Origin of the sequence: Haloprofundus salilacus, from assembly GCF_020150815.1 — an archaeon.
Taxonomy (GTDB): Archaea; Halobacteriota; Halobacteria; order Halobacteriales; family Haloferacaceae; genus Haloprofundus; species Haloprofundus salilacus.
This window is the reverse complement of record NZ_CP083723.1, coordinates 383,713-397,843: the sequence shown is the minus strand read 5'-3', so window position 1 is coordinate 397,843 and position 14,131 is coordinate 383,713. Positions and strand designations below refer to the sequence as shown.

Here is a 14,131-nt window from a genome sequence, read left to right as displayed (position 1 = left end):
CGAAGTTCCGTCCGTGCCCTCCGATACGACAGACCGACAGGTGCGTCAGGACGCCGAGAAACGAGACGGTGACGAACGAAACGCCCGCCGCCTGCGAACCTCGACGCGCCGGCGAATGCTAACTGGTTTGGGTGCTGTCGCCGCCACGACCGTCGCAGGCTGTCTCTCCGGAGAGAGTTCCGAAAGCGCGTCCAGCAACGATATCGACGCCTGCAGCACGTGGGCGACGAATCACGGTGACGGCGCTCTCCTCAACAACGGTGCGCACATCCAAGCCGACGACGAGAACGTCGTGCTGGTGATTCCGCTGCGACAGGAACGAATCGAACAGTCCGGTGTGTCGTACGTCGAGGCGTACCAGCGCGGGCGCGACTCGCCAGCGTTCGTCGTCCCCGTCCGTGCGGAACACGAACCGAACGCGCCGCAGGGGAAGTATCCCGACTCCGGTATCATCGAGTACGAGCAGACGCTCGGTCCACGCCCCCAAAACGGCGTCTACCGACTCGACGGCGTCACCGCAGACGGGAGCGTCGTCGACACCGTCACCGTCGAGTTCAACTGCGCCCGACGGAGTCGTGGTGGCACTGAGACCGACCCGCAAAGTTAGGCCGCTGGCTGCGGACCCGTCACGTATGACAGTCATAGCACTGCTGAGCGTCGCACCCGTGAAAGAAGAGAGCATGGCCGCCGACGTGGCCAAGGCCGTCGCCGCGCTCGACGAGTTCGACGTGGAGTACGAGACGAACCCGATGGGAACCGTCGTCGAAGCCGACGACGTCGACACGCTCCTCGACGCCGTCGCAGCGGCGCACAAAGCCGTCGACGCCGACCGAGTGAGCACGTTCCTCAAAATCGACGACAAGCGGACGAGCGACCGACGAGCACAGGAGAAAGTCGAGGCCGTTGAGCGCGAACTCGGTCGGGAAGCGCGAAGCGGAACCGAGTGAACGCCCGGCTTCTACCGTAAGCGGCCCTCGTAGTCGCTTTTAGTCGTAGTATTCGCCGAGGTAGTCGACGATGTCGTCGCTCTCGTACATCGTCTCCCCGCGCGCGTGGTCGACGAGGTACGGGATCTGGTCCTCGCCGCCGAGCGTCGTGAGTTCCTCGTGCGTCTGCTCGTTCAGCACGTCGCCGTCGTGCGTTCGCGGGTTGTGGATAACGTACGAGACGCCGAGCTCCGACAGTTTCTGGCGCGCTTTCTCGGAGTACGGACAGCCTTCGGCCTGGTAGAGTTCGAGCATCGCAGGGAGTGGTCGACGGCCAGTAAGTAATAGGTGGTCCGGACGTTCGGTCGCCCGCACGGTCGGTCCCACCTCGCACGTCGACTGTCGAACGCCGACCGCCAAACCCTTTATCCGAATGGGCGCAACCGAAGGTATGGACAGTCTCAATCGGATGGCGATAGAACTCGTCGACGAGGCGCTCGACTTCGCCGACGAGTTGAACGTCGGCGCGTACGAGTTGGAGTCGGGGGCGACGGTGCTGGACTTCGGCGTCGACGCGACTGGCGGCGTCGAGGCCGGGTTGCTGCTGACCGAAATTCAGACCGCCGGTCTCGCCACCGTCCAGACGCGGATGGGCGAGGTCGACGGCGCGCCGATTCCGCACGTCGAACTGTCGACGGACCACCCCGCGATCGCGCTGCTCTGTTCGCAAAAGGCTGGCTGGGAGCTCGAATTCGAGCGGTTCGACGGTCTCGGCAGCGGTCCGGCCCGCGCGCTCGTCGGTCAGGAGTCGGAGTTCGAGGCCGTCGGCTACTACGACGAGTTCGACCTCACCGTCCTCGCCGTCGAGAGCATCGACCTGCCGGGCGACGAGGTGGCCGAACACGTCGCCGAACTCGCGAAAGTCGAACCGAGCGCCGTCTTCCTGCCGACGTTCGCCGTCGGCTCCATCGCAGGGAGCGTCAACATCGCCTCCCGGGCCGCCGAACTCGCCGTCTTCCGCCTCTTCGAACTTGGCTACGACCCCCGAGACATCCTCTCGGTCAGCGGCAGCGCGCCCATCGCCCCCGTCAGCTACGACGAGGGCGTCGCGATGGGCCGGACGAACGACGCGCTCGCCTACGGCGGCAAAGTCCACCTGACGGTCCGCGACGAGTTCGACCGCTTCGACGAGGTCCCGTCGACGGCCGCCGACGAATACGGCACACCGTTCGAGGACATCTTCGCCGAGTACGACTGGGACTTCTCGCAGGTTCCGGTGTCGGCGTTCGCGCCCGCGAAGGTGACCGTCGACGTCGTTGACGGCTCGACGCGCGTCTTCGGCGAGACGGACGAGGAACTGCTCGCGGAGTCGTTCGGCCTCCGCGAACTCTGAACCGTGCGGTTCAAACTCGTCCCGCCCGTGCCCGACGATTTGGGCGTCGTCGCGGACGCCCAGAGAGCGGTCCCGCTGGTTCCCGACTCCGAGGACGACTGCTGCGAGCGCCTGATGCGCCGCGTCGGCTTCCCGAGTCGCGACGCCGCCCGCACGTGGCTGACGTTCCTCCGGGCGCTGGAACTGGCCGTCGAGATGCCGACCGGATTCAAGCGTACCCGGACGGATCCGACGCCCGACCACCTGCGCGACGCGTTTGTCCGCCGAGTGTTCACCGCAGAGGAGTTGCTCGCGGTGTTGGACGACGCCGAACGTCCCGTTAGCGCCGACGAAGCGTACGATCGCGTCCGCGGCCGGGTGCCGCAGTGGGAGCACTTCAAGAACCCGAACCGGTGGGAGGAAATCTGGCGTGAACGTGTCGGCGACGTACTGGAGTGGTTCGTCTTCCTCGACCTGGCCGAGCGTCGAGGAGACGACTACGTCCGGGACTGAAATTAGAGTCGTCGCTCACGACGGACTTCCGCTCACGAGCGCCGCCGAGCGAACACGTCACCGACGTAGCTTCCGGCGAACGTCCCGCCCGCGCCGAGACCGACCGCAACCGTCTGACCGGCGCCGAACGCCCCGACGGCATAGACGACGACGGTTCCGACGACCAGCGCGCCGAGAGAAGCGACGAACGCCGCCGCGCTGTCGAACGATTCGGGACTGTCGAACCCGCCGAACGCCTCCGCTCGGAGCAGCGGTATCGCCACCGCGACGCCGGCCACGATAGCCAGCGGCCCGTCGAGACCCGCCGTTCCCAGTATCGCCGTCGCGATGCCCGCGAGCAACGCCCCGGCGAGGATCGAGACGACTCGTCGCCGTTCCATAGGTCGGATAGTCGCTTCGAGGAGAAGGAAGTTCCGGGACGGTGACGCTGCGTCGACCGAAGTTCGTCGTGTACTGCCCTCAGTCGTAGTGAACGTCGGTGACGGTGCCGACGCCTTTGCTCTGGCCCTCGCGGAAGACGAACCGCTGGCCCTCCTCGACGAGGTACGGTCGGAACTTGAACTCGACGCGCGACTTGCCGGTGTCGCCCGGCAGGAGGCGACCCTCTTCGGGGTGGAACACGGCCGCCTCGCTGATGGTTTCGAGGTGGATGACCGGTTCGTAGCCCGTGCCGATGCGCGTCGGATGGTTGAGCACCATCACGTCCGCCTCGAACGACCGCACCGGGCGCGGATTCGACGACCGCGGGACGAGCACCATCCCGCGCTCGATTTCGGCCTCCTTGACACCTTTGAGCGCGATGCCGACGATCCGACCCGCCTTCGCCTCGTCGACGCGGTGGTAGTGCATCTCGATGGAGCGCACCTCCACGTCACGGAAACTCCCGTCGGGCATCGGCCCGAGCAGCAGTTCGTCGCCCGCCTCGACGGTGCCGGAGTTCACAGTGCCGGAAGCGACGGCGCCGACGCCGGTGACGCTGTAGCTCCGGTCGATGTACATTCGGAACTGCCCCTCGTCGATGCTCGTCTTCGGCAGCGTCTCGAACAGGTGGTCGAGGTCGTCGAGACCCTCCATCGCGACGGCACTCGTCCGGAGGATGGGGACGACGGAGTCGCTTATCTCCTCGACGGCGGCGTCGACGCCGTAGCGTTCGACCGGCAGCGGGGTCTTGCCCACGTCGCGGAGCAGTCTCTCGACCTCGTGTTCGACTTCGGCGACGCGTTCGTCGCTGACGGCGTCGACTTTCGTAATGGCGACTATCGTCGGCAGTTCGGTCGCGAGCAGGATGCCGAGATGCTCGCGCGTCGTCTTCGTCGGCCCGTCGTCGGCGGCGACGACGAGCAGTCCGTAGTCGAGTTTCTGACCGACGAGTCCTCGGATGGTCGTCCGGAGCCACGGTTCGTGGCCGACGGTGTCAACGAATGAGACGAGGCGGTCCGCCTCCTCGACGATGTGGGCGCGGTCGCTCTTACGGTGGGGGTTACGCATGTGGACCGGGCCGTCGTCGTCGAATCCGTAGACGGCGTACGAGAGGTCCGCCGAGAGGCCGCGTTCGACCTCGTGCGGTTGCACGTCGAGGAATCCGCGCGTGCCGCCGTCGCCGTCGTCGGCCTGTCCGGTGACGAGCGACCCGACGAGCGTGCTCTTTCCGTGGTCGACGTGACCCGCGGTGCCGACGACGATGTGTTCCTCGTCAGTTTCGAGCATCGCGCCCTCGCGGATGGTCGCGACGCCGACGAGACCCGCATCCGGACCGTCGCCGACGCCCCACGTGTCGACGTCCTCGATGTGCGCACCCGCCTCCTCGGCGAGCAGCGAGAGCACGTCCATCGACTCGGAGAACGCGTCCGCCGAGATGCCGGCGATGCCGCCGTCGTCCGTGACGCCGACGACGTACGTTGCCTCGCCCTCGCCGGAGAGCACTCGGTGTCGGAGTTGGGCGGCGAGACTCTCCATGCGTCCGCCGGAGAGGTGGACCTCTTTGGAGAGTCGTTCCTTGAACTCGATGTAGCCGCCTTCCTCTTCTCCGCGCTGTAGGGCCTCCTCTAAGGCGGCCCGGTCGGCGCTCATGGGCGGCCGTAAGCGTCGGTTTGCTAAAACCTTTTTCGTGTTGTGGGTAGCCATGCCACGGGTCCGCTATCGAGCGCTACGGAGTCCGTTGCAAACGGCCACGCTCGGAGAGATTCGCGTCTCCCTGAAACACGGGACGAGTCCGAACAAGGCCCAACGGTGGCGATACCGGCGAATCAATGCACGAATCGAGACGACGCCGAAAGTCGCCGACGGGTACTGAAGTTGGCCGCTGGTGCGGGCGGGGCAGCGTTCCTCGCGGGCTGCGGTTCTCCTGGGGGAGACGCGGGCAACCGGATGACGCACCGCGGGAGAGCGCTCCAGGAGACTCACTCGTTCAGCGACTCGTACGCACGGTTCACCCGCTTGAACGACTCCTCGTCACCGCTGTCGGTGTCGGGGTGTACTTCCTTGACCTTCGAGCGGTAGGCGCGTTTGACCTCGTCGGCGCTCGCGCCCGGTTCCAAGTCGAGCGCGCGGTACGCCTCCGCGCGGGTCGGCCCCCGCGTCGGCCGCGTCGCGCCCGTTCCCCCATTCGTTCGCCCCCCGGCGTTCGCACCGCCGCGCGCCCGTCGTCGGTTCTCGCGGACGTTCTCGCGTCGTGCCCCCGTGCCGAATCCGGACGGTCCCTGGCGAACCCGGCGCTGCTGCGTCCGCTCGGCGAGTCGGCCGCTCGCCTGGTACCACATGAAGTACGTCGTCAGACCGAAAGGGACAGCGAGAAAAAGCAGGAACAGCTGATAGCTCAGTCCGAGAACCGCGAGGAGAACAGTGATCCCCGCGAAGACGGCAGCGAGCCCCATGATGAGCTGATCGCGGTCCACGGCTCTGATACGAACCGCACGGACCTAAGGCTCCCGCCCCGATTCGGAATGTCGGAGATATCGCCTCGGGAGCCCTGCCCAGCGCTCAAGTGATTCCGTGTTGTACGCCGCGTATGAGTATCAGCGGTGTCTGTCAAGTGTGCGAGTCGGCGGAAGCGGACCAGAACTGTCCGAACTGCGGCGCGATGGTCTGCGACGACCACTACGACCGCGAACTACGGGTCTGCGTACAGTGCGCGTCCGCGGCGCGACAGGCTGGCGGCGATACGAGTAAAATCGACCAATCCGACGTGATGCGATGACCCAGTCGGAGGACGAAATCGCGTCGGAGCCGTACGTCTGCGAGACGTGCGGCAAGGAGTTCGAGAGCGAGGAGGCGCTCGAAGCACACCTTCGCGACGCCGGGCTGGTCGACTGAGGAACCGTTGCCGGTCGCCCAGTAGCGTGAGACGGTCGCTACCAGCGCGTCAGCGGTACTCGTTGAGTCGCGTCTTCATCCGCCGAGCGGCCTGTCCGGCGGCCTTGTCGAACCCTTCGCCCTCGCCGGCGAAGATGATGCCCCGTGAGGAGTTGACGAGACCGACGCCGTCCGCCCGAAGGCCGAACTCGACGGCCGCCTCCGCGTCGCCGCCCTGCGCGCCGACGCCGGGGACCAGAAACGGCAGGTCGGGAACCTGCTCGCGGAGCGACTCCAGTTCCTCGGGGGCCGTCGCGCCGACGACCAACCCGACGTTGTCGTTGCGGTTCCAGAGATCCGCCAGCGCCGCGACCCGCTCGTAGATCGGTTCGCCCGTGTTGAGTTCGAGGTCCTGCAGGTCTGTTGCGCCGGGGTTCGAGGTCCGACAGAGGACGAAGACGCCCTTATCATTGCGCGAGAGGAACGGTTCGAGCGAGTCGCGCCCCATGTACGGGTTGACCGTGATGGCGTCGACGTCGTCGAGCAGTTTCGCGTACTGTCGCGTCGTGTTGCCGATGTCGGCGCGCTTGGCGTCCAAGAGGATGGGAACGTCCTTTCCCTCGGCGTAGGCGATGGTCTCGCGCAGCGAGCGCCACCCTTCCTCGGACTCGTAGAACGCGGCGTTCGGCTTGTAAACGGCGGCGTGTTCGTGCGTCGCGTCGATGATGCGGCGGTTGAACGCCCACTGCGGCAGGTCCTTCTCCTGCAGGTGCTCGGGGATGCGCGACGGGGCGGCGTCCAACCCGACGGAGACGACGCTGTCAATCGTCGCGATGCGGTCGGCCAAGCGGTCGAAGAAGTTCATTAGCGGGGCGTCGAACGGGGGGAGACTAAGTGTTGCTCTTCGGCGGGGCGGAGAACCCCAGCGGAGATCCGTCACCGGGGTCGATTCGGTCGCCGGCTACCCCGTGTTCTTCATACCGGCGGCGATACCTTTCACCGTCAGTCGGAGCGTCTGCTCCTCCTCGGTCGTTCGGTGAGTCTGCGCCAGCAGGTGCGTCTGCAACAGGTTCAGCGGGTCGACGTACGGGTTGCGGCGGCGGAGGCTCTCGTCCAACCACTCGCGCGTCAGCAGCGATTCGCGGCCGGAGATCGAGAGTACGAGGTCGGTCGCATGGTCGTACTCGGCTTCGATGCGCCCGAAGAACTCCTCGCGCAGCGAAGCGTCGGCGAGTTTGGCGTACTCGGCGGCGATTTCGAGGTCCGTCCGCGCCAACGACAGCGCCGCGTTGTCGAGCATCGTCCGGAAGAACGGCCACTCGTCGTGCATCTCTTCGAGCGTCTCCTCGTCGCCGCCCTCGTCGAGGTACGCGTCGATACCCGACGCCAGCGAGTACCACCCGGGGAGTATGCAGCGCGACTGCGTCCACGAGAACACCCACGGGATGGCGCGTAGGTCCTCGACAGTGCGCTCGCCCGACCGGGAGGCCGGCCGAGAGCCGAGGTTGAGATTCTCGATGACGGTGATGGGCGTCGCCTGTTCGAAGTAGGAGACGAAGCCGTCGGTTTCCAGCAGGTCGCGGTACTCCTGTCGGGCGGCGGCGGCCATCGCGTCCATCGCCTCGACCCACTCGTCGGGGACGTGCTCTTTCGGTTCGTTCAGCGCCTTGTAGCGCGAGCGAATCTGCGCGTCGAGCATTTGTTCGAGGTTGCGCTCGGCGATTCGCGGGTTGGCGTACTTCTCGGCGATGGCTTCGCCCTGCTCGGTGAACTTGATCTGCCCCGACACCGTCTCGTTCGGCAGCGCCAGCATCGCCTGGTTCATCGGGCCGCCGCCGCGCGAGATTGAACCGCCGCGGCCGTGGAACAGACGCATGTTGACGTCGTGCTCGTCGGTGATGTCGGCGAGGCGGCGCTGGTTCTTGTAGAGGTCCCAGTTCGCCGCGAGGAAACCGTTCTCCTTGTTCGAGTCGGAGTAGCCGAGCATGATCTCCTGCAGGCCGCCCCGGGCGGCCAGTGCCTTCGAGTACGCTTCGTTCTCGAACAGCGTGCCCATGATTCGGCGCGCGCCGTTGAGCGCGTACTCGGTTTCGAGCAGCGGGACGATGTCGATGCCGCAGTGGTCGGGCAGCGAAACGACGCCCGCCTGGTCGGCGAGGAACAGCACTTCGAGGACGTGACTCGGCTCGTCGGTCATCGAGATGGCGTAGGTGTCGATGGCACTGACGCCGTACTCGCGCTGCCAGTCGCCGAGTTTGCGGAACCGGCGGAGTACCCGCGCCGTCTCGTCGGAGAACTCGTCCAACTCGTCGAGATCAACGACCGGTTGCTCCTGCAGGACGGCCTCGGTGAGCAGTTCGACGCGCTCGTCTTCGTCCATCGAGCGGTACTCGATGCCCTCGACCGCCAACGCCTCCGCGATGGCGCTGGTGTGTTTCTCGCGGTGGTCGCGCAGGTCGAGGCTCGCGAGGCTGAAACCGAACGTGTCGACCTGTCGCATCAGCGGTTCGACGTACGCAGAGACGACGCGCTCGGCCCCGTTGAGTTTCAGACTCGTCGCGATGACTTCGAGGTCGGCGGTCAGTTCGGCGGCGTCGTCGTAGCCCTCGGGTCGAACGTCCTCGACGCGTTCGAGGCGCTCGCGCATCAGTTTCAGCTTCTGGCGGTACGGTTCGTCGGGGTAGCGCGTCGTCGCTTCCTCGGCCGCGCCGGGCAGTCGCTCGCGGTCGGCTTCGAGCGACTGCTCGAACGCCGCGCCGACGTCGATCCGATTGCCGTCCTGACTCAGCACGCCGGAGAGGCGCTTGAGCGCGTTTCGGTAGCGCTCGAGGACGACCGACCGCTGGCGTTCGAGCGTCTCCTCGGTCACGTCGACGGTGACGTAGGGGTTGCCGTCGCGGTCGCTGCCCGCCCACGAGCGGAACTCGAACAGCTTCGGGACCTGCACCTCGTTGCCGTACGTCTCCGAGACGATGTCCTCGAGTTCGCTGTACACCTCGCCGGTCACGTCGAACAGCGTGTTCTCGAGGTACCACTGGACGTTTCGGGCCTCGTCGGTTGGTTCGGGTCGACGGTTGCGAACTTGCGCGGTCTGCCAGAGGCTCGTCACCTCGGCATCGATCTCGTGCCACGTCTGGTTCTGTTCCTGGTCGGTGAGTCGGCGCTCGTCCAGCGTCTCCAACTGTCCTGCGATGGACCGGAGCTTCGACTTCACCGTCTTCCGACGGGCCTCGGTGGGGTGGGCGGTGAACGTCGGTTCGACGAGCACGTCGTCGAGAACCCGCTGGACGGTGTCGGCGTCGGCGCCGTCGTCGGCGAGTGCGGCGACGGTGTCGACGAGGCTGTCGTCGAGCGTCCCCTCCTGGGAGCCGCGTCTGACCGCGCGGACGCGTTCGCGCTCCTCAGCGAGGTTGATGAGTTCGAAGTACGTTGTGAACGCGCGAGCGACGACGCTCTCGTCGCCCGACCGAAGGCCTCCGAGCACGTCGTACAGCTTCTGTCTCGACTCCGCGTCGCCCTTCCGATAGCCGATGGCGTTCGTTCTGAGCTCTTCGACCGTCTCGAACGCTTCGGTGGACGTCTGCCCCTCTAACACGTCGCCCAACAGCGCACCGAGTTCGCGGACGTCCTGCCGAACCGTCCGGTTGTGCAGGTCCATATGCCTGTGTACGAGTGGCACGGGTAAAAGTCCGCGACACTCGCCGAAAAATTGCCTCGGAATCGAGTACATTCGCGGATTGCACTCAGTCTCCCGTCGAGAGAGGTAGTGCGGGCGAGAAAGGGGAGTGGCTGCGATACCGTCGACGGACCGCCGCGGGCGCAGTGACCGCGGCGAGTAGGTCACGCGATGCGGAAAAAAGCTCGCTAAGTCTCCGATATCGGTCAGCGGAGTCGAGAGCCGTCGCTCCGGATTCGTTTTCCGTGACGGCGACGGAACCGCCACCCACTTCGTCAGTCTTTTTATCGGTCACCCCAACCCTCCGGTATGAGCGATAGCGACAAGTACCCCGCCGAATCCGGGCGGCGTCGGTTCGTGAAAGGCGTCGTCGGGGGCGCAACTCTCGCGGGCGTGGGGGCCCTCGGGACGACCACTATCAACGCGGCGACGAACGCCTCGGGTGCGGGTGGCGGTTCGACGCAGGCGTACTCCATCGAGAACGTCGCGGGACCGGCGCCGCGCGGGATGCCCCAGATACCCATCGAGATCGACGATGAGGGCTACATCAAAGGCATCTGGCCCGAAGTCCAGACCGTCGAACAGAACGGAGTCGAGGTCCAACTCGCACGGATGCAGCTCGGCGGCACCACCTACTCCTCCGAGTGGTTCCAATACTGCGGTGTCGAGTCGTACGAAGGGCTCAACCCCTCCTACGAGAGCGACAACTACTTCCTCTCGGGCTCCGCGCCGCCGTACTCCTGGCAGCAAGAGGAGAAATCCGAAGGTGACCGGTTCAACATCAGCGACTTCGAGGACTACGAGACGTGGGGCAACGGCATCGGACAGGCCGGTATAGGGAAACCGGCCTCCGGGACGTGGCGCTCCGAGGACGCCGAAGACGTCATCCCGATTCAGATGATTCGGAGCAAGCGTATCGAGGAGGCGGCGAAGAACAACCAGTGGCTGCAGGCGAGCACCTCTCAGGGCGTCATCGCGTGGCTCAACAAGTGTACGCACTTCTGTTGCGTCCCGGGGTATAAGACGACCGGCTCGTCCGCGACGTTCGGCGGCGCGAACGCCGTGTACTGCCAGTGCCACCAGTCGGTGTACGACCCCTTCAGCATCGTCCAGACGCTGTTCGTCGCCCGGCCGCGGCCCGAGTAACGCCGACGCTCACCGGGACCCGCCGACCCCATCTCCTCCCTCGCGTTTCTCGACAGTACGCGAACGTAGTCGCCGCACTGCCGATTCGTCGTCTTCCAGATGTCGCTTTTCTCTCTCGAACGCACGATTCCGAAGGGCGAACAGGCAGCGCACCGTTCGCACTCGCGAGAGGCCGCGCCGCGCACCCGCCTCGACACCCTCGCGGCCGTCGTCAGGTCACGCCGCGAGGTGGCCGCGTTTCCGGTGATTAACCTTCGCCGTCGCTGACGGCCCTCACCCGCCACTCACGGGCGGGAACAGCGCGAGTTCATCGCCCTCGGCGACTGGAGTGGCGAGGCCCTCGCCGGTGAACACGTTCTCGCCGTTTCGGAGGACGTTGATGTGGTCGCGCAGGTCTCCGTCGTCGTCGAGGACGCGCGCTTCGAGCGCCGGGTACGACGAGAGGAGTTCGTCGAGCGCGTCGCCGACGGTGTCGCAGTCGGCGTCGAGCGAGACAGTCCGACTCCCAGTCGTCTCCGCGAGGTCCGCAAAGAGCTTCCACTGCATGCGCGCTACTCGCCGCGCAGTCGACATGAGGGTTGCGGGGTTCGGAGACGAGAGAACTCGCACCGCCGAGCGTGCTCGCATCGCCGGGCGTTCCGACGGTCAGTCGTCGTCGTCGCCGCCGCTCACGGCGCCCGCCGCCGTTCCGACGGTCCGCTCGAGTCGGCGGAGTTCGTCCGGGCGGGCGATGACGTAAAGCGTCTCGCCCGGCGAGAGCGACCGCGAACGCGGCGGAATCGCCTCGACCGCACCGTTCGGCGGGCGAACGGCGACGACGGTGGTCGCGAGGTCGCCCACCGTCGCGTGGGTCTCGGAGTCGGTCTCGGCGACGGTGACGACGCCCATCGTCTCGTCGGCGGTCCGAAGCAGTGCCGCGAACTGGCGGTCGACGCCGGGGTCGACCGGGAGCGTGACGAGGCGATACGACTCTCCCCGGTCGAGGCGGTCGACGTCCGCCTCGTCGACGGCGAGCGTCGCCACGTCGTCGGCCGTCGCGCGGAGTTCGCCGGTGAGCGCTCGCGTCGGGCCGTCGTTGCCGGAGCGCCACACCTGCACGGTGTCGCCCGGACTCGCGTCGAACGCCGGGTCGCCGCGAACCGCGACGGCGACGCCGCCGGGGGCGAGCGTCGGACCGATACCGGCCAGACGACTGCCGAGCGCGAGATACTCGACCTCGCCCTCCTCGGTCAAATCGAGGTCTACGTGGCCGACGCCGTAATCCTCGCGGAGGCGCGCGACGAGTCGCTCGCGGAGTTCCGCGACCGTGAGTCGTCGCGGGAAAAGCAGCGTCTTGCCGGCGAGCGACTCCTTCGTCGCGTCGGCGACGGGGTCGTACTCGTCCATGTCGTCGATCTCCTCGGGGAGCGTCACCGAGATGACGCGCCCGACAGAGCGGACGACTCGGCTCACCTCGCCTTCGAGTTCGCGGACGCCCGAGAACGCGAAAACGTTCGTCGCGAGCGCGTCGCCGAGTTGCGCTCCGATGGGCGCGGCGACTGCGGCGGCCGCGAGCGCGCCGAGGTTGAACAGTACGTTTCCGACCAGAAAGAGGTCGTCGCTGCCGCTGCCGCCGACGGCGAAGTCGCTTAACTTGGCCGTATTGAGGTAGAGGACGACGGCCGACAGTCCCAGAAGCACGGTGAGTCCGCGCGGCGGCCTCTGTCGGAAGTACCAGCGGTAGACGATCGTCCCGGCGGCAGCGACGACGGCGGCTGCGAACGCGAGGCCGAGGATGTAGAACGCGTCGCCGACGAAGCCGGTCTCGGCGCCCATCGGTCCGTCCGCTGGCGTGAGTTGGAGCGCGACTAGCGGTCGGAGCGACGGGACGAGGGCCGTCACGCGATCACCTCCTCGAACGACGCCAGCGCAGCGGGCGTTCCGACGACGAACAGTTCGTCGCCCGCCGCCAGTTGCGTGTCGCCGCGGGGAGCGAAACGCCACCGGTCACGGCGGACCGCGAGGACGGCCACGTCGTAGGCGTCGCGGACGCTCGCCTCGCCGAGTGTCGTCCCGTCGAGCGCGCCGCCGGCGCGGACCGACAGTCGCTGGACGCGCCGTCCGGCGCGGCGGAGCAGCGTCGTCAACTCGAACTCGCGGCGCGTCCCGCGCGAGCGGACGACCACCTGCGGCGCGTCCGCCGTCAGCAGCGCCTCCGCGTCGGGGCGGGCGACGGCGACGGTGAGGCGACCCTCGCCGCCGGCGGCGACGGGCGCAGCGGGTTCGGTCACCGGCGATTCGTCGTCTTCGTCGCTTTCGTTGCCGGCCGCCCCATTCTCGTCCGTTGCATCGAGCGGGTCTGACGCGGGCGACGCCGGTTCGACGGCTTTCACCGCGACGACGGTTCCGTCGACGGTTCGGTCGGCTGTGCGAAGCGTCACCGACTCCCCGCGGGCGACCCCCGTCGGGACGAGCGTCTCGACGGAGACGGCGCGCTGCCCCGGCGAGAGGCGCTTCGAGAGGCCGCCGACCGGCGGGGCGGCGGAGAGCGTTGCGCGGGCCTGCTCGTCGAGCGTCACCGTCACCTCCGCGAGGTCGAAGTCGGTTCGCAGTCGCTCCGTGAGTCGGGTTTCGAGCTCCGACAGCGGGACGTCCGCCGGGAACGTCCACTCACCGTCTCGCAGTTCCGTGCGGAGCGCGGGCGGGAGCGGCGGGTATCCTTCGATGTCGTCGACTTCGCCGGCAACGGTCACCGTCACCCGGCGACGCCCGCCGACGAATTCGACCACGTCGCCCGAGAGCGTTCGCTCGCGGAGCGACTTGAGCGTGATACGTTTCGGAAGGGTGCTGCCGAGTTTGTCACCCTGCGCGTGCGCGTACAGCGACAGCATCAACACGACGAGGATGGCGATAGTGAGCGCGATGCCGTGCTGTCCGTCGGTGAGCGTAGAGTCGGTCAGCGCCAGCAGGCCGCCGTTGGCGCCCGCGATACCGAGCGCGAGCACGACGACACCGAACCCGGGGATGGAGACGCCGGTGAAGTACTTGAAGACAAAGCCGAGACCCGCGGAGACAAGCGCGGGGATGATTCCCGTGAGAACACCGAGGTAGAGGCCTCGCAGCACCTCGACCGGTATCGACTGCTCCATAGCGTCGCCACAGGCGGACCGAATAAACCTCTACCGAACCCGGTACGTCGGTTGCTCCACCGACCCGAGGGCGAGGCTC

At 67.0% G+C, this 14,131-nt stretch carries 17 protein-coding genes; 8 read left to right on the top strand and 9 right to left on the bottom strand.

All coding sequences use genetic code 11. From position 1 onward, the window contains the following. The first annotated feature begins 13 nt into the window (after positions 1–13). Together LAQ58_RS01905 and LAQ58_RS01900 are read left to right on the top strand one after the other, a co-directional pair. Complete coding sequence (locus LAQ58_RS01905; protein ID WP_224448940.1) at positions 14–607, top strand: hypothetical protein; 594 nt, start codon at positions 14–16, stop codon at positions 605–607. Between the two features lie 25 nt (positions 608–632). Continuing rightward, on the top strand, positions 633–947 hold the full coding sequence (locus LAQ58_RS01900; protein ID WP_224448939.1) for an MTH1187 family thiamine-binding protein: 315 nt from the start codon (positions 633–635) through the stop codon (positions 945–947). A 39-nt stretch (positions 948–986) separates the two neighbouring features. Here LAQ58_RS01900 and LAQ58_RS01895 read toward each other — a convergent pair whose 3' ends face one another. Continuing rightward, positions 987–1,241 carry a glutathione S-transferase N-terminal domain-containing protein gene (locus LAQ58_RS01895; protein ID WP_224448938.1) on the bottom strand — a complete coding sequence of 85 codons (255 nt, stop codon included), beginning with the start codon at positions 1,239–1,241 and terminating at the stop codon, positions 987–989. 136 nt (positions 1,242–1,377) lie between these two features. On the opposite strand from LAQ58_RS01895, the gene mch reads away from it, so the two are divergent. Further along, complete coding sequence (gene mch / locus LAQ58_RS01890; RefSeq protein ID WP_224448937.1) at positions 1,378–2,319, top strand: methenyltetrahydromethanopterin cyclohydrolase; 942 nt, start codon at positions 1,378–1,380, stop codon at positions 2,317–2,319. A 3-nt stretch (positions 2,320–2,322) separates the two neighbouring features. Then, entirely contained in the window at positions 2,323–2,811 is a 489-nt protein-coding gene (locus LAQ58_RS01885; protein WP_484494507.1) for a double winged helix-containing putative transcriptional regulator, read from the top strand. A 32-nt stretch (positions 2,812–2,843) separates the two neighbouring features. Here the strand turns inward: LAQ58_RS01885 and LAQ58_RS01880 are convergent, their stop codons facing one another. The 3 genes from LAQ58_RS01880 to LAQ58_RS01870 all read right to left on the bottom strand — a co-directional run bounded on the left by LAQ58_RS01880 (position 2,844) and on the right by LAQ58_RS01870 (position 5,705). Beyond that, on the bottom strand, positions 2,844–3,191 hold the full coding sequence (locus LAQ58_RS01880; RefSeq protein WP_224448935.1) for a hypothetical protein: 348 nt from the start codon (positions 3,189–3,191) through the stop codon (positions 2,844–2,846). Between the two features lie 79 nt (positions 3,192–3,270). Next, positions 3,271–4,881 carry a GTPBP1 family GTP-binding protein gene (locus tag LAQ58_RS01875; protein WP_224448934.1) on the bottom strand — a complete coding sequence of 537 codons (1,611 nt, stop codon included), beginning with the start codon at positions 4,879–4,881 and terminating at the stop codon, positions 3,271–3,273. Positions 4,882–5,210: 329 nt separating this feature from the next. Continuing rightward, entirely contained in the window at positions 5,211–5,705 is a 495-nt protein-coding gene (locus tag LAQ58_RS01870) for a J domain-containing protein (protein WP_224448933.1), read from the bottom strand. A 113-nt stretch (positions 5,706–5,818) separates the two neighbouring features. Between LAQ58_RS01870 and LAQ58_RS01865 the strand changes: the two genes are divergently transcribed. Further along, complete coding sequence (locus tag LAQ58_RS01865) at positions 5,819–6,007, top strand: hypothetical protein (protein ID WP_224448932.1); 189 nt, start codon at positions 5,819–5,821, stop codon at positions 6,005–6,007. Further along, a complete protein-coding gene (locus tag LAQ58_RS01860; RefSeq protein WP_224448931.1) occupies positions 6,004–6,123 on the top strand; it encodes a C2H2-type zinc finger protein in 120 nt (39 codons plus the stop codon). Before LAQ58_RS01865 ends, LAQ58_RS01860 begins: the two co-directional genes overlap by 4 nt. Positions 6,124–6,172: 49 nt before the next feature. Here LAQ58_RS01860 and pyrF read toward each other — a convergent pair whose 3' ends face one another. Both pyrF and ppc read right to left on the bottom strand, forming a co-directional pair. Further along, entirely contained in the window at positions 6,173–6,967 is a 795-nt protein-coding gene (pyrF, locus tag LAQ58_RS01855; RefSeq protein WP_224448930.1) for an orotidine-5'-phosphate decarboxylase, read from the bottom strand. 96 nt (positions 6,968–7,063) lie between these two features. Continuing rightward, positions 7,064–9,760 carry a phosphoenolpyruvate carboxylase gene (ppc, locus tag LAQ58_RS01850; RefSeq protein WP_224448929.1) on the bottom strand — a complete coding sequence of 899 codons (2,697 nt, stop codon included), beginning with the start codon at positions 9,758–9,760 and terminating at the stop codon, positions 7,064–7,066. Between the two features lie 327 nt (positions 9,761–10,087). Between ppc and LAQ58_RS01845 the strand changes: the two genes are divergently transcribed. Continuing rightward, positions 10,088–10,924 (top strand): ubiquinol-cytochrome c reductase iron-sulfur subunit, encoded by an 837-nt coding sequence (locus LAQ58_RS01845; protein ID WP_224448928.1) that lies wholly within the window; start codon positions 10,088–10,090, stop codon positions 10,922–10,924. Between the two features lie 99 nt (positions 10,925–11,023). Further along, positions 11,024–11,191 (top strand): hypothetical protein, encoded by a 168-nt coding sequence (locus LAQ58_RS01840; protein WP_224448927.1) that lies wholly within the window; start codon positions 11,024–11,026, stop codon positions 11,189–11,191. A 6-nt stretch (positions 11,192–11,197) separates the two neighbouring features. Here LAQ58_RS01840 and LAQ58_RS01835 read toward each other — a convergent pair whose 3' ends face one another. The 3 genes from LAQ58_RS01835 to LAQ58_RS01825 all read right to left on the bottom strand — a co-directional run bounded on the left by LAQ58_RS01835 (position 11,198) and on the right by LAQ58_RS01825 (position 14,052). Continuing rightward, a complete protein-coding gene (locus LAQ58_RS01835) occupies positions 11,198–11,470 on the bottom strand; it encodes a ubiquitin-like small modifier protein 1 (protein ID WP_224448926.1) in 273 nt (90 codons plus the stop codon). Positions 11,471–11,569: 99 nt separating this feature from the next. Further along, positions 11,570–12,805: a DUF8167 domain-containing protein gene (locus tag LAQ58_RS01830; protein ID WP_224448925.1), complete on the bottom strand. Its 1,236-nt coding sequence runs from the start codon at positions 12,803–12,805 to the stop codon at positions 11,570–11,572. After that, positions 12,802–14,052, bottom strand: a complete 1,251-nt coding sequence (locus tag LAQ58_RS01825) for a potassium channel family protein (protein ID WP_224448924.1) — start codon at positions 14,050–14,052, stop codon at positions 12,802–12,804. Before LAQ58_RS01825 ends, LAQ58_RS01830 begins: the two co-directional genes overlap by 4 nt. Positions 14,053–14,131 lie beyond the last annotated feature (79 nt).

Bases quoted from the DNA above. Each gene is read 5' to 3' on its own strand.
- LAQ58_RS01840 (WP_224448927.1), top strand. From the start codon at position 11,024: ATGTCGCTTTTCTCTCTCGAACGCACGATTCCGAAGGGCGAACAGGCA.
- LAQ58_RS01900 (WP_224448939.1), top strand. From the start codon at position 633: ATGACAGTCATAGCACTGCTGAGCGTCGCACCCGTGAAAGAAGAGAGC.
- ppc (WP_224448929.1), bottom strand. From the start codon at position 9,760: ATGGACCTGCACAACCGGACGGTTCGGCAGGACGTCCGCGAACTCGGT.
- LAQ58_RS01845 (WP_224448928.1), top strand. From the start codon at position 10,088: ATGAGCGATAGCGACAAGTACCCCGCCGAATCCGGGCGGCGTCGGTTC.
- LAQ58_RS01875 (WP_224448934.1), bottom strand. From the start codon at position 4,881: ATGAGCGCCGACCGGGCCGCCTTAGAGGAGGCCCTACAGCGCGGAGAA.
- pyrF (WP_224448930.1), bottom strand. From the start codon at position 6,967: ATGAACTTCTTCGACCGCTTGGCCGACCGCATCGCGACGATTGACAGC.
- LAQ58_RS01835 (WP_224448926.1), bottom strand. From the start codon at position 11,470: ATGCAGTGGAAGCTCTTTGCGGACCTCGCGGAGACGACTGGGAGTCGG.
- LAQ58_RS01865 (WP_224448932.1), top strand. From the start codon at position 5,819: ATGAGTATCAGCGGTGTCTGTCAAGTGTGCGAGTCGGCGGAAGCGGAC.
- mch (WP_224448937.1), top strand. From the start codon at position 1,378: ATGGACAGTCTCAATCGGATGGCGATAGAACTCGTCGACGAGGCGCTC.
- LAQ58_RS01860 (WP_224448931.1), top strand. From the start codon at position 6,004: ATGACCCAGTCGGAGGACGAAATCGCGTCGGAGCCGTACGTCTGCGAG.
- LAQ58_RS01895 (WP_224448938.1), bottom strand. From the start codon at position 1,241: ATGCTCGAACTCTACCAGGCCGAAGGCTGTCCGTACTCCGAGAAAGCG.
- LAQ58_RS01825 (WP_224448924.1), bottom strand. From the start codon at position 14,052: ATGGAGCAGTCGATACCGGTCGAGGTGCTGCGAGGCCTCTACCTCGGT.
- LAQ58_RS01880 (WP_224448935.1), bottom strand. From the start codon at position 3,191: ATGGAACGGCGACGAGTCGTCTCGATCCTCGCCGGGGCGTTGCTCGCG.